Annotated in this window: 12 protein-coding genes; 9 read left to right on the top strand and 3 right to left on the bottom strand. The window is 37.7% G+C overall.

All coding sequences use genetic code 11. From position 1 onward, the window contains the following. The first annotated feature begins 92 nt into the window (after positions 1-92). The 6 genes from H4J50_RS05915 to H4J50_RS05890 all read left to right on the top strand — a co-directional run bounded on the left by H4J50_RS05915 (position 93) and on the right by H4J50_RS05890 (position 8667). Entirely contained in the window at positions 93-1232 is a 1140-nt protein-coding gene (locus tag H4J50_RS05915) for a glycosyltransferase (protein WP_182255069.1), read from the top strand. Beyond that, positions 1219-2313, top strand: a complete 1095-nt coding sequence (locus H4J50_RS05910; RefSeq protein WP_182255067.1) for a glycosyltransferase — start codon at positions 1219-1221, stop codon at positions 2311-2313. The genes H4J50_RS05915 and H4J50_RS05910 overlap by 14 nt, the downstream gene beginning before the upstream one ends. After that, a complete protein-coding gene (locus H4J50_RS05905; protein ID WP_182255065.1) occupies positions 2310-3635 on the top strand; it encodes an O-antigen ligase in 1326 nt (441 codons plus the stop codon). The genes H4J50_RS05910 and H4J50_RS05905 overlap by 4 nt, the downstream gene beginning before the upstream one ends. Then, positions 3636-5150: an oligosaccharide flippase family protein gene (locus H4J50_RS05900; RefSeq protein ID WP_182255063.1), complete on the top strand. Its 1515-nt coding sequence runs from the start codon at positions 3636-3638 to the stop codon at positions 5148-5150. An 87-nt stretch (positions 5151-5237) separates the two neighbouring features. Further along, positions 5238-6347: a glycosyltransferase family 4 protein gene (locus tag H4J50_RS05895; RefSeq protein ID WP_220466106.1), complete on the top strand. Its 1110-nt coding sequence runs from the start codon at positions 5238-5240 to the stop codon at positions 6345-6347. Between the two features lie 142 nt (positions 6348-6489). Beyond that, positions 6490-8667 (top strand): TonB-dependent receptor domain-containing protein, encoded by a 2178-nt coding sequence (locus H4J50_RS05890; protein WP_182255061.1) that lies wholly within the window; start codon positions 6490-6492, stop codon positions 8665-8667. A 152-nt stretch (positions 8668-8819) separates the two neighbouring features. Here H4J50_RS05890 and H4J50_RS05885 read toward each other — a convergent pair whose 3' ends face one another. Next, positions 8820-9272, bottom strand: a complete 453-nt coding sequence (locus tag H4J50_RS05885; protein WP_182255059.1) for a TlpA disulfide reductase family protein — start codon at positions 9270-9272, stop codon at positions 8820-8822. Positions 9273-9488: 216 nt separating this feature from the next. On the opposite strand from H4J50_RS05885, the gene H4J50_RS05880 reads away from it, so the two are divergent. Next, entirely contained in the window at positions 9489-9989 is a 501-nt protein-coding gene (locus H4J50_RS05880; protein ID WP_182255057.1) for a hypothetical protein, read from the top strand. A 9-nt stretch (positions 9990-9998) separates the two neighbouring features. Here the strand turns inward: H4J50_RS05880 and H4J50_RS05875 are convergent, their stop codons facing one another. Next, positions 9999-10364, bottom strand: coding sequence for a hypothetical protein (locus tag H4J50_RS05875; protein ID WP_108454639.1), 366 nt, complete (start codon positions 10362-10364; stop codon positions 9999-10001). A gap of 171 nt (positions 10365-10535) precedes the next feature. Here H4J50_RS05875 and ompR point away from each other — a divergent pair, with 171 nt between their 5' ends. Both ompR and envZ read left to right on the top strand, forming a co-directional pair. Continuing rightward, positions 10536-11261 carry a two-component system response regulator OmpR gene (gene ompR / locus H4J50_RS05870; RefSeq protein WP_108454640.1) on the top strand — a complete coding sequence of 242 codons (726 nt, stop codon included), beginning with the start codon at positions 10536-10538 and terminating at the stop codon, positions 11259-11261. Positions 11262-11412: 151 nt separating this feature from the next. Further along, positions 11413-12711, top strand: a complete 1299-nt coding sequence (envZ, locus tag H4J50_RS05865) for a two-component system sensor histidine kinase EnvZ (RefSeq protein WP_108454641.1) — start codon at positions 11413-11415, stop codon at positions 12709-12711. A gap of 115 nt (positions 12712-12826) precedes the next feature. Here envZ and pckA read toward each other — a convergent pair whose 3' ends face one another. Then, entirely contained in the window at positions 12827-14437 is a 1611-nt protein-coding gene (gene pckA, locus H4J50_RS05860) for a phosphoenolpyruvate carboxykinase (ATP) (RefSeq protein WP_182255055.1), read from the bottom strand. Positions 14438-14664: the final 227 nt, after the last annotated feature.

Below are 14664 nucleotides of genomic sequence, written 5' to 3'. Positions count from 1 at the left end.
CTGTTGTTCGTTTATATCATTTATTACGTTGCTGCTCACCTCATGTTAGTTTTATCTCCAGCCAAGTTCGTTTATAAAGGCTGAATAATATTATGTTGAATAAAACTGCGCAAAAGCGTGTTTTGCATGTTTTTATGAATTTAAATCTTGGCGGAGCAGAAAGCCGCATTATGGATTTATTTCGTAGCCAAGATGCCGATGTATTGTTGAATGACTTTGTTATTATGACTGATGAGCATTGTTACTTTGCTGATGAAGTTATTGCCAAAGGAGGTACCATTCATGTTATTGATAGCCCGCGCGATGGTATCGTAAAAAATCTTTGGCAATTGTATCAATTATTAAAAACTAAACCTCAGTACACCGCGCTGCATGCTCATACCTCTTACTATTCTGGCTTGTGTGTTTTTATTGCTTTTTTGGCAGGTATTTCAGCGAGAATAACCCATGCTCGTAATACTAGCACCGGTGCGAATAACTTATCCTCTAGGGTTATGTTGTCAGTAGGACGTTTATTAAGTGCTATGTTTGCCACCACTCGTTTTGCTATTTCAACTGATGCAGGATTTTTTCTGTACGGTAAAAATCCCAAAAAAGCGCAGTTCGATGTTGTACCCAATGCTTTTGATTTTCGTAAAATAAGACATAAACACGATAGTGGCACAGAAGAAAAGGTGCAATTTGGACTTGATCCAAATCTGCTTAATATTGTTTGTGTTGGACGTTTTTATGCAGTAAAAAATCATGATTTTTTGTTAGTTATGATCAGTGAATTAGTGCAAGAGCGGCAGGATATTTGTTTGCACTTAATTGGAGATGGCGAGTTACTTGAAAGCTTACAAGCAAGCGTTATACGTTTGAAAATTGAAAAACACGTTAGGTTTTGGGGTAAAAGAGCCGATGTTGCACAATTGTTGTCTCTATTTGATGTTATGGTGATGACCTCAAAAAGTGAAGGTCTTGGTGTAGCAGCGCTTGAAGCACAAGCCGCGGGATTACCTTGTGTGTTATCGGCGGCTATTCCTCAAGAAGCGGATATTGGTTTGGGGCTATGTCACTTTGTTGATTTGAGTGAGCCGCTTGCACAATGGTCTAAAGCTATTCAAGCACAAGCCTTATTAGCTCCGGTCAGTAAAGCTGTTATCGACCAACAATTCGATCATCGTGGCTACAGTTTGTCAGCCACGCGTCAGCGTTATTTGGATGCATATTTACGCCATGAAAAAAATTAGAATACTGCAGGTTATTCCTGCATTAACCTTAGGTGGAATATCGTCTGTGGTGATGAATTGGTTTCGCCACTTAGATGCTAATAAATACCAATTTGATTTTATCAGTTTTAATGATGGTCCATTAAGAGGAGAAATCTTAGCGCTTGGGGGTAATATTCATATTATTCCTACCATTAAGCAAAAGCCTTTTCAGCATTTAAAAGCGGTGAACCAAATCCTGTCAGATACACAAAGTTATGATGTTGTGCATGTGCATAATAGCTTTAAAAATGGCGTACTACTTTGGCTTGCTAAGCAAAAGGGTGTAAAAGTGCGGGTTTGTCATTCTCATACTAGCGGTGTTGAAAATAAGTTTTTGTTGCCATTTATGGCACTTTTTAAAGCCTTAGTTACTCGTGCAAGTAATGTACATTTAGCGTGTGGTAAACAAGCTGGGGAGTTTTTATATGGTAACAAACCCTTTACGGTGATTAACAATGCTATTTCTGTGCAACGTTATTTAGCACAAGCTAGCGATCATCAAGCAATAAAAAAACAGTTTTCATTACCGAACAATAAAAAACTAGTGCTACATGTTGGTCGCTTTTCAATCGTTAAAAATCATCAGTTCTTATTACAACTAGCGCAAGATAAAAGCCTCGATCCATCAGTACATTTTGTTTGTGTAGGTGAAGGGCCATTAAAAATAGATTTTTTGGAAAAAATACAGCAAAAAAACTTACAATCTCGTTTTACTTTATTACCTGCAACACCTGAAATACCAAACCTATTACAAGTTTCCGACAGCTTTATTATGCCGTCATTATTCGAAGGTATATCGGTGGCGTTATTAGAAGCTCAAGCTGCCGCTTTACCGTGTTTAATTTCCAATACCATCGTGAAAGCGTCTGATATGGGGCTCGAATTAATTTCATTTAACTCACTTGATGATCTTTCTCCTTGGCTTACGCAGTTAAATAAATTGCCTTCTGTTGACTTACCTCCTGAAAAAATTACTGATGCTTTTTTTGTTAGAGGCTTCTCTACTGAAAGTGTACTCGCGCAGTTAACCAATATTTACAACGCGCGTGCCCTTGAATGATAGTTCATAAATTAGCACGATTACTGAATGTTGAAATTGTGCTATGTGGCTTATTGGTCGCATTGTATGGCATTACGAATAGTGCGCCATTGTTATTATGTGTTGTTGTGATTGGTGTAGCCTGTGCTTTTTTATTGCCGTTTGGGCGTAGTATTCAACTTGCCTTTTTTTTACTGCCTTGTACTGAGGTCTTTACCCAATCACCATATATTTCAATTTCGTTACTCACGTGTATTTTTTTGGCGATGTTCGGTCGATATTTGCTGACTCATGTTGCTCAAACTCAGTATTCACAGCCTGGTTTGTTATTGATGTTGTTGGTACTCGTTTATGAGTTTATGCATATTTTATATAACCCCGCAATGGCCTCTTTTGTTACGTTGCGTTGGTCAGTTTTCTTTATTTTTACGTCTTTGCTATTGTTCGATAAAAATAAGTATTGTTCATTTTCACAATTACGTTTTGCATTATTATGTGGTGTTATAACGTCAACTTTTTTTGGTTTAATGCAGCAGTATTTTGTGCCTTTAGGAGCACAGTCATTAAGTACTATTTCCCGTTTTTCAGGTGGGGCGGGTGATCCTAATAACTTCGGGTTGTTCTGTTTATTGCTGATTTATTTCTATTTACCTATAGTGCCTCGAGCAAATATACCTAGATCTACCTTTGTCATTATTTTTCTAATGCTAGCATTTGGCGCACTGACTGTATCTCGCAGTTTTTTTATTGTGGCGACGTTAAGTTTACTGACCTATTTTATTTTTTATTTTCGTTCAGCGATCGGCGATATGTTTGTTCGTCTGCTTTTGTTATTAAATTGTTTGTTGATTTTGTTTTGTTTGTATTGGATAAGCGGAGCATCGTTTATCGGAGACTTAGATATATTTGTTAGGTTCAGTGGTAATAATTTATCCGACTTAACAGGCTCTCGTAGTGATATATTGCAAGCTTACCTGCAACTATTTCTTGATTTACCTTATAACTTTGTGTTGTTTGGTGCCGGTATTAATGGTTACTTAACATATTATAACCATTACTTTTTACAGGCCGGTTTATTTGATGAAGTCGTTGGGCCGCACAACACCTTGCTTGAAATAATAATAAGTTTTGGTGTAATAGGTTTCACTTTGTTTGCGACTTATATCTACTTCGGCTTTAGGGCGGAAAGAAACCGTGTAGCCAGTAACCATATTTTTCGTTTAGCTTGGCTGCCTATTCTAGTATTTTTGTTGTACTGCTTTAGCCTGCAAAATTTAGGAAAATATAGTAGCTACTTTATTTTAATGTTGATCGTTTACAACACATACAGAAAAGAATCTTAAATGACAAACTTGAGCCGTGAAAGGCGTAATGGCATTTTATTAAGTTATGGTTCAATAGCCATTAGAAATGTCGCTGCTTTGCTTTTAATCCCCTTTATTATAAATCACTTAGGAGTGAGTGATTATGGTATTTACAGCTTGGTTTCCGCGTTAGCAGGCTACTTAATTGTCTTAGAGTTTGGTTTAGCAAATACCACCATTCGTTTTTTGTCTGTATATCAAGCTAATAACGAAAAAGCTAAAGAATCAGAATTTATCAGCAGTATTGTCGTTATATATGGTGCCTTGGCATTATGTGTTGTCGCTATTGGTTTAATTATTTGGTTTAAATTGCCAACGATATTTCAGCAGTCAATGTTGTTAGCTGAAATTCAATTATTGCAGTCGGCATTTTTAGTGTTGTTAATTAATGTCGTGATTACCTTAATGAGTAATTCACTGACGGGTATTATCAGTACCTATCAACGTTTTCGTTTTCAAAAAAGCACTGAAATATTGGTATTTGTTGCGCGCTGTATAATTGTTGTTGGCTGTTTAGAAGCCGGCTTTGGTGTGTTGGCAATCGTTGTTGTAGATACTGTAACCAACTTACTCCATAGCCTCATTCGTTTTTTGTATATCAAACGCAATATTGATATTGAATTTAAGGCAAAACTACCTGACCAAGCCACCTTGAAAGAGATATTTGTTTATTCATCTTTTATTGCGCTTAATGTCATTGTTAACCAAATTAATTGGCGCGTAGACAACTTGATTATTGGTACGCTTACGAACAGTAAAACTTTGGGTATCTTTAATATAGGAAGCCAATTGCTTTTCAGCTTTATTGCTTTTGCTAGCGCTATTTCTAATATATTTACGCCAAAAATAGTGCAAATGGTTAAACAAGAAGTATCGAAAACTGTGCTAATGGCTCAACTTTGTATTATCGGTCGCTATCAAATGATAGTGCTAGGCTATGTTTTTGTAGTTTTTGCTGCTTTTGGTGAGTTATTTATTCAATTATTTGTTGGCGCTGAGTTTTCACAAGCCTATTGGGTTGCATTAATTTCAATGGTGCCGCTGATGTTTGTGCTAGCTCAAACATCTACTAACGCGGTATTACAAGGGCTTAATAAACATAAGATTCGCAGTTTGTTATTACTGGTAACTGCAATGGCGAATATTATTATCTCGATTATATTGGTGAAAAAAATAGGTATGGTTGGTGCGTCAATGGGAACAGCATTTGCCCTATTTGTAGGAGAGCTATTAATGGTGAATGTTTATTTATACCGCGTTATTGGGCTAAACATGTGGCATTTATATCGAGAGTTTTTACGCTATTCTATACCCGCAATATTACTGACCTTAATGACAGCATTCTTGGTCTCAGATTATGTATCAGCAAGTTGGTTTGGACTGTTTATCGCCTGTGGGTTGACCGGTTTTATTTATGCAGTGTTTAGTTATTTTATTAGCTTAGTCCCAAGTGAACGCCAAAAATTAAATCGTTTTGTCTTTAGAAGGTCATAAGCAAAGTGTTTCAGCTGGTGACCTTGGTAAAACGTTAATACCAGCTGGCGTAAACTTTTATTCGTTTAACTCCCTTAAGGTAGTATTTTGAAAATAGTAATTATTGGCGCGTATCCCAACTCAATTATCGGATTTCGTGGACCTTTGATCCGTAAATTTGTTAACGCAGGGCATCAGGTTACGGTGATGACTGCACAGGCTTCGATAGATGTAATCGCCGAAATTAAAGCGCTTGGAGCTACTTTTCAACCTTATTCAGTTGAGCGCAATGGCGTAAACCCGATTGCTGACCTGAAAACGCTCTTCGAGATTAAAAAAGCCTTAAAAACTTTACAGCCAGATCACGTGCTTGCTTATACTATAAAACCGATTATTTGGGGAGGGATTGCGGCTCGTTTAATCGGCTTCAAAAACTTTAACGCTATGATCACAGGTCTTGGCTACGCTTTTGAAAGTGGTGGTTTTGCTCGTAATGCCGTTAACGTTATTGTTAAACGCTTATATAAATACTCATTAGCGAATGCAAAAAGTATTATTTTTCAAAACCTAGATAATCGACAGCTATTTGTTGAATTAGAATTAGCGGATGAAAAAAAGTGCCATCGTGTATTTGGCTCTGGTGTTGATATTACGGCGTATCAGCAGCAACCTTTCCCTGAGCAAGAAACTACTTTTTTACTGATTGCTCGTTTGTTAGGTGATAAAGGCATAAGAGAATTTGCTGGCGCAGCTGAAATAGTTAAAAAAAGTTACCCTAACGTTAAGTTTCAAGTGTTAGGCCCTTACGATAGTTCGCCAGATAAAATCAGCGCTAGCGAAGTCGCTCAGTGGCAAGCCCAAGGAAATATAGATTACTTAGGAGAAACAGATAACGTTAAACCTTATATAAAAGCCTGCCATATATACACATTACCTTCTTATCATGAAGGTTTACCCAGAACGGTATTAGAAGCGATGAGTATAGGACGACCCATATTGACTACCGATGCTGTTGGTTGCAGAGATACGGTAGTTAATGGCGAAAATGGCTGGTTAGTGCCAACTCGAAATGTAGATGAATTGGCCAAGCGAATGATTTGGTTTATAGAAAACCCGCAACTATGGCAGCGAATGGCGAATGCTAGTCGCGCAATGGTTGAAGAGAAGTTTAATGTAACGCAGGTAAACGAAGCCATTCGCCATATTATGGGACTTTAAAATACAGAACGACTACCGCACTTATTGAAATTATATATATCAAAAAATATAACAATAAATAATGCAAATGATATTGATTCCTATTTAGTTTCGTGATTAAATGCGGGCAATTAAAATAATTGTCTCTTTTATAGGTTTATTTATGCGAATTTCACCTCTTTTTCAGCCTGCTTTGATTGCTTTATCTGTTGTTAGTGCTATTGCGAATACTGCTGTAGCAGCTGATGAAATCGAGCATTTAGCTATTTTTGGTAATGCCCAAGCGGTAAATGATGTACCGGGCAGTGCCCACATGATTTCTCAAGCTGAATTAGAGAAATTCGACTTTACCGATATTATGCGGACATTAACGTCAGTCCCTGGCGTTTATGTACTAGAAGAAGATGGTTACGGTTTGCGACCAAATATTGGTATGCGTGGTACTGGTCAAAACCGAAGTGAAAAAATTACTATTATGGAAGATGGCGTATTGGCGGCTCCAGCGCCTTATTCAGCACCATCTGCTTACTACTTCCCAACTGCTGGTCGTATGCAGCAAATTGAAGTGCTTAAAGGTACATCAAGTGCTATGTATGGTCCACGCACAACTGGTGGTGTAGTTAATATGATTTCTCGTAGTATTCCAAACGAGGACCTTGCAGGACAAGTAAACTTAAGTGCTGGCGAAGACGGGTTTGCTAAAGCCCATGCTTATGTTGGTGGTGCTGGCAAAAATGTATCGTCATTGTTCGAAGTGTTTCGCTATCAAGCTGATGGTTTTAAAGATGTAAATCATACCGGTGATGACACGGGCTTTGTTAAAAATGACATCATGGCGAAAGTGCTTATTAATAGCGATGCCGATGCAAAATATTACCAAGAGTTAGAGTTTAAATTAAAGTATTCAGATGAAAACTCTGATGAAACTTATATGGGCTTAACTGAGAGTGATTTTAAAACCAATCCATACTCTCGCTACTCAGCGTCTCAACTTGATAACATGGATACTAGTCATAAACAATTCCAAGTAAATCACCACATTAAATTATCTGATCGCTTTGTTTTAGGTACTTCAGCTTACTACAATGAATTCAGCCGCAACTGGTATAAAACCAATAAGATTAATGATAAAAGTTTAAGTGACGGTGGCATTGATGACGCGTCTGCATTTGATAATGGTACATTCGGAAGTGATGAGATCAGTGTTGAAGTTAAAGCTAATAGCCGTGTTTACGAATCTCAAGGTATACAAACCGTTTTAGATGCAGATTTTGGGGCACATCAAGTTAAATTTGGTGCTCGTTATCATGAAGACAGTATGGATCGCTTTCAGTGGGTTGATACTTATAGTTTAGATAACACTGATTATGAAATGACCTTAACTGATGCCGGTATTCAAGGTACTGACTCAAATCGTATCGATTCAGCTAAAGCTATTGCATTATTTATTCATGATGAGTACACGATAGGTGACTTCATTATAAATGCGGGCTTACGTTACGAAGATATGACCATATCGCGTAAAGATTGGGCAAAAGGCGTTATTGATAGAAATGAACCACTGTCAAAAGATGTTAGCAACGATGTTGATGTTTTATTGCCGTCACTTGCTGTTACTTACCGTGTAAATACTGATTTAGTTATTATTGGTGGCGTACAAAAAGGTTTCGCTCCACCAGCACCGGGTAACGATAAATCTGAAAATGAAGAAAGTGTTAACTATGAACTAGGCATGCGCTTTAACCAAGGCGCGTTAAGTGCAGAAGCCTTATATTTCTATTCTGATTACGAAAACATGCATGGCAACTGTACGGCAAGCCAAGGCTGTGACGAAGAGCTTATTGGTAATCAATACAATGCGGGTGAAGTTAAAGTTTCAGGCCTAGAAGCTAAAGCAGGTTATGAATTTAACGCAGGTGAATTCACAATTCCTGTCGACTTAACATATACATTTACCGACACAGAGTTTCAAAACGCCTTTGACTCAGGTTTAGACACTTGGGGTAATGTTGCTGTTGGTGATGAATTACCTTACGTACCAGCAAACCAATTACAATTTAGTGTTGGTCTATTAGGTGAAAATTGGCGTAGTGATATTTTATTACGTTACATGGATGAAATGCGCACAACAGCTGGCCAAGGTGCAACCATACCGAGTGAAACCATAAAGAGCCGAACAGTGGTCGACTTAGCTGCACATTATAATATTGCAGACAATCAAGAAATTACTTTTAATGTAGATAACTTACTTGATAAAGAATATATGGCAACACGTGCACATGGTTCAATTATGGCCGGTAAGCCACGTAGCGTAACTTTAGGTTATAAATATAGCTTCTAAGTTTATGATTAACGATTAAAAAAGCGAGCCTTGAGCTCGCTTTTTGTTTTTAAAAGATCATAAATTTGGTTCACAGCATCTATTGAGTTTAGAGCATTGGAGTAGATAGCTGAGGTTAGAAAATTTAGTTTGCTATGATTATATAACGCCTTTTATTGCGCATTTAAAAGCGTTTTGATCTCACTTTCGTAGGCTTCTTGCTTAATTTGATTAAAACCGACATGTGCACTGACAATTTGCCCTTGTCGGTTAACAATAAAGCTACTGGGCATACCTTTCAGTTGATATTTTCTCGCTATTAAGCCTTTAGGATCATAAATAACCGGGAAATTTGCTGGTAATTCCTTTAGAAATTCATCGGCTAATGCTCGGCTATGATCCAAGTTAATGCTGATGATGGTTAACCCTTGCGCCTGATACTGCGCTTTTATGCTATTCATCCACGGAAATGACTTACGGCATGGAATACACCAAGAGGCCCAAAAATCTACGTACACAACGTTACCTAATTCGTTTTTTAAGTGCTGGTCTAATAACTCAATTGTATTAGTGGCAGTACTTGCGTTAACATTATCAGTAGCCAACAACTGACTTGAAAAAGTCATGACAGTTATAAGAAAACAGCATATTTTAAATTTTTTTATCACGATATAATCAACAATGGTTAAGCTTTATTTGCCATTATTTAACCACGTTAATGCGTATTAACAAAATTTGACCGTTTATGTTTAACCATCAGAGACTAAATTCACTAAGATTATCGCATTGAGTTACTGTTCATTTTAAGAGATTTAATTCATTCAATACGCTAGGGTTTGTATATGTTCAAGAAAATATTTAGTCAAAAAGACAGTGATTTTAACTACTTGCTACTCAGCATCGTTTTGCTCGTTTTTAGTGCACCTTCGCATGCAACACAAAGCCAAACACTTGATAGAAACCAATGGTTAAAAGCACGATTCGGTGCTCAGCATGAAGCCCTTATTCCTGTTGTTGCAGTGGCTGATATGCTATTTAGCTGTCAGCAACAAAAGCAAATAAATGAAAATCAAACGATTAAAATGTTAATTACACAAATGGATAAAAACACTTTAGCTGAAAAGTTAATGACCTGTTTAGCTGGGGAGTCACCTAAATCAGACACCGCGTTAAATTATGGTTTGAAAGGGTGTTTTCATGAGCAATTGGCGAACTTACCTGCTGAGGAAAAGCAGCAAAAAATGCGCTTAGTCACGCAAAGTATCAACGAACTATCAAGAAGTGAGCGAAAAAAAAGTTTTACTCAGTGTGTTACTGACCAAGCCATTAATTATTTACAATAATGTTTAAAGTTAAAGTTTAGGTGGTTTTTTGTCATCGACAAATGCACTAGGCAAAATTTCAACGCCAACCAAGCGACCAATTTTTATCATTAACGGAATAGTGATAGGGGCAAAGGGTAAAATAGCGAAAATTCCAATGCCGAGACCTTTTAAAATATCAACAAATTGTTGATTAGCAATACGCATTTCTTCAGCACTTGCATCACGCTTTGTGTAGCGTTTGTAAATATTAAGCATTGCTCTTGTTTCGACTTTTTCTTGCGCTAAGGCTATTTTAACTTTAACCATACTGCGTTTTAGTCGGATGATATTACGCCTTTTACTAATGCGTAAAACTCTCAGGGGGACTTTGTGAAAATGGTTCCAAATTCTCATGCGCGTATTCTCCCACAATAATTAACCAAAGTAAGTAATTCAATTAGCGAAACCAATGTGAAACATAATTTGTAACAAATGCTAGCCGGTTGGCACTGCACAGTTTTTTATATTTGAAGTAATATGACTTATAGTTAACATAAGTTTAAAAATAAAAGTGGAACGAATATTATGGGACATGAAACACCGAAGGTTTTGGTAGTAGACGATGATATGCGTTTGCGCGCTTTACTGGAGAGGTATTTAGTTGAGCAAGGCTTTGTTGTGCGTAGTGCTGCAAACTCAGAGCAAATGGATAGACTACTAGAGCGCGAAAATTTTCATGTATTAGTACTCGACTTAATGTTACCAGGCGAAGATGGGTTATCAATATGTCGTCGCTTACGCCAAAATTCCAATGATATTCCTATTGTTATGCTAACAGCGAAAGGCGATGAAGTTGACCGTATTATTGGCTTAGAGCTTGGCGCTGATGATTATATGCCTAAACCTTTTAATCCGCGTGAATTACTGGCGCGAATAAAAGCTGTACTACGTCGAAGAGTGCAAGAAGCTCCAGGCGCACCCTCTCAAGAAGAAAATGTTATCTCTTTTGGAGATTATAAGCTCAATCTTGCTACTCGAGAAATGGTGAAGGGAGATGTAAATATGCCTTTAACTAGTGGTGAGTTTGCGGTGTTAAAAGCGCTGATCACCCATCCACGTGAGCCATTATCGCGTGATAAACTAATGAACTTGGCTCGTGGTAGAGACTACTCTGCATTAGAGCGTAGTATCGACGTACAAGTTTCACGCTTACGACGTATGCTGGAAATAGATCCTGCAAAACCTCGTTATATACAAACCGTTTGGGGTTTAGGGTATGTATTTGTGCCAGAAGGAAAATCTGTTGCTTAATTTTTGAAATACCCACGTTATCAGCTTACCCATGAACCTTACTGTGTAAGGTTTTGCTGCTTTAAATAATTTTCACCAGAACGAATGTTCAAAAACATCAGTGGTATGACTTTAAAATGCATGGAAAAAACTCTCACCGTAGTAGTGGTTTATGAAAATATTACCCCGCAGTGCCTTTGGTCAAACAGTACTCTTAATTGGAGTTTTGTTATTAATTAACCAAGTTGTGTCGTTCATCTCAATGTCGATATATATCATTCAACCGAATGCTCAACAAGTAAACCAACTATTAGCAAAGCAAGTTCGGGTGGTTTTTATTGATATTGAGGATGAAGCGATAAGCCCTGCCATGGGAGAAGCGTTTCAACGAGAAACTGGTATCGGTGTTTATCGTGAAGCCGCTGCAATGAAGCTAGGTCTGCAAGATGCGGTATATTATGCCTTTCGTTCTAATGAAATGTCTGATCTATTAGGGGGACCAGCAGAAGTTAGGATCTCCCAGGGAGATGAATATTTATTTTGGATACGCCCGCCTCAAGCACCTAAATATTGGGTTAAAATACCTATCAATGGCTTAGAAGAAGAAAACTTTTCACCGCTTATTTTTGTGCTAATGATATTAGGTATTTTAAGTGTCGTTGGAGGCTGGGTTTTTGTTCGACAACTTAATCGCCCACTCAGTGCCTTACAACATGCTGCGCTTGATGTTGGACGTGGTGATTTTCCAGAGCCACTAACTGAACGAGGCACTACTGAAATTGTCGCGGTAACTCGTGCTTTTAACCGTATGTCGAAAGGTATAAAACAACTTGAAGACGACCGAAATTTATTGATGGCTGGTATATCGCATGATTTACGAACACCATTAACCCGTATTCGCTTAGCCACTGAAATGATTTCTCAACAAGATGAATTTTTGAAAGAGGGCATTGAAGGCGATATTGAAGACATGAATAACATCATCGATCAGTTTATTGATTATATTCGTCATGACAGCAAAGACAAAGCTGAGTTAGATGATATCAACATTTTAATTGACGAGGTGGTTCAGTCAGAAAGCGTAGTAGATCGTGAAATAATTTTTAATGCTGAATCTTTACCTAAAGTGCCTTTACGTTACGTTGCGATGAAGCGTGCCTTAGCTAACTTAATTCAAAATGCTTTACGTTATTCTAACGGTAAAGTGACAGTGACAACTTCTTATGACAAAGATAAACAGGAAGTTTGCTTTTGTGTTTGCGATGAAGGACCGGGTATCCCTGACGTTGATATTGAGCGATTGTTTCAGCCCTTTACTCAAGGTGATGAAGCACGAGGTGGTGAAGGTAGTGGTTTAGGTTTAGCTATTATCAAGCGTATAGTCGACACCCATAGTGGTCGAGTTGAATTGTCGAATCGAAAAGAAGGCGGTTTAAAAGCACAAGTTTGCTTACCCATTAGCCATGGCTAATAATTAGGAAAAATCATAGCTTATATATACTGTGATCATATCAATATTGAAGATATAAAAAAGCCGTCGAATATTCGACGGCTTTTTAGTTTACGCTATTGCGCAATAGGTTTGGTTATACTTTTGGACCAGCGGCAACAAGTGACTTACCATTATCTGTATCAGTAAACTTATTAAAGTTATTTACAAAGCGAGTGGCTAAGTCAACAGCTTTACCTTGCCATTGTTCTGCTTCTGCATAGGTATTACGAGGGTCTAAAATACTATCGTCAACGCCTTCAATGCTTGTAGGAATGTCTAAATTGAATAAAGGTAAAACTTGCGTTTGAGCATCATCAATTGAACCATCTAAAATAGCATCAATAATTGCACGGGTATCTTTTATTGAAATACGTTTACCTGTGCCATTCCAACCGGTATTAACCAAGTAAGCTTCAGCGCCAACAGCTTGCATACGGTTACGTAAAACTTCAGCATACTGTGTAGGGTGCAAACTTAAAAAAGCAGCACCAAAACAACTTGAGAATGTTGGTGTTGGTTCTGTTATGCCACGCTCAGTACCTGCAAGTTTAGCGGTGAAGCCTGACAAGAAGTAGTATTCTGTTTGTGCTGGAGTTAATTTAGCAACAGGTGGTAATACACCAAAAGCATCAGCAGTTAAGAAAATAACTTTTTTTGCATGACCAGCTCTAGAAACAGGTTTAACGATATTATCAATATGGTAAATTGGGTAAGAAACACGAGTGTTTTCAGTTTTTGAATTATCGTCAAAATCTATTTGACCTTTTTCATCAACTGTAACGTTTTCTAACAATGCATCACGACGGATAGCGTTATAGATATCAGGTTCGTTTTCTTTACTTAAGTTGATTGTTTTTGCGTAACAACCGCCTTCAAAGTTAAATACACCGTTTTCATCCCAGCCATGTTCATCATCACCAATAAGCTGGCGCTTAGGGTCAGTTGATAAGGTTGTTTTACCAGTACCTGAAAGACCAAAGAAAACTGCGGTATCGCCATCTTCGCCAACGTTTGCACTACAGTGCATTGATGCAATGCCTTTTAGTGGCAATAAGTAGTTCATCATTGAGAACATACCTTTTTTCATCTCGCCGCCATACCAAGTACCACCAATTAACTGAACACGTTCAGTTAGGTTAAAGGCCACGAAATTTTCAGAATTTAAACCTTGCTCTTGCCAGTTAGAGTTAACTGCTTTTGCGCCATTCATTACGATGAAATCTGGTTCGTAAGTTTCCAACTCTACATCGGTTGGGCGAATGAACATGTTTTTAACAAAATGAGCTTGCCAAGCGACTTCGGTAATAAAGCGCACTTTTAATCTGGTAGCTTCATCTGCACCACAATAAGTATCAACAACAAATAAGCGCTTACCTGACAATTGCTCAGTTACTAAACCTTTAAGATTAGCCCAAGTTTCTTGTGTCATTGGTTTGTTGTCATTTTTACCTTGATCTGACCACCAAACCGTATCACGGGTGGTATCGTCACGAACAATATATTTATCTTTTGGAGAGCGGCCGGTAAAAATTCCAGTGTCTACTGAAACTGCGCCAAGTTCGGTAACAGTGCCTTTATCACAACCTGTGAGGTCGGATCTAGTTTCCTCAGCAAAGAGTAACTCATAAGAAGGGTTGTAAACTATCTCTGCAACGTTATTGATGCCGTATGAAGATAAATCGATTGAGTTTTCTAAAGCTGCCATTGCGAATTCGCTCCTAAAATTATGACGATTTTTAAATGTTTAGTTTCGGTGTTCCGAGTTTGGAAGTCGATTTTATGCGATCACTCGGCAAAACGAAAGTTTTTTTTCTTTCGTTTTGAAAGTTTTCATACTGACTTTCATAATTTAGGGGGGCAAGTAGTTTAATAATAGAATATAGAAAGGTTTAAGGTACTATTCTACAAATAGATAGATGAGTTTATATATAT

It is taken from the genome of Colwellia sp. 6M3 (genome assembly GCF_014077595.1).
Classification (GTDB): Bacteria; Pseudomonadota; Gammaproteobacteria; order Enterobacterales; family Alteromonadaceae; genus Cognaticolwellia.
Note: the sequence above shows the minus strand (reverse complement) of the source record. Positions and strands in the feature narration are given on the sequence as shown.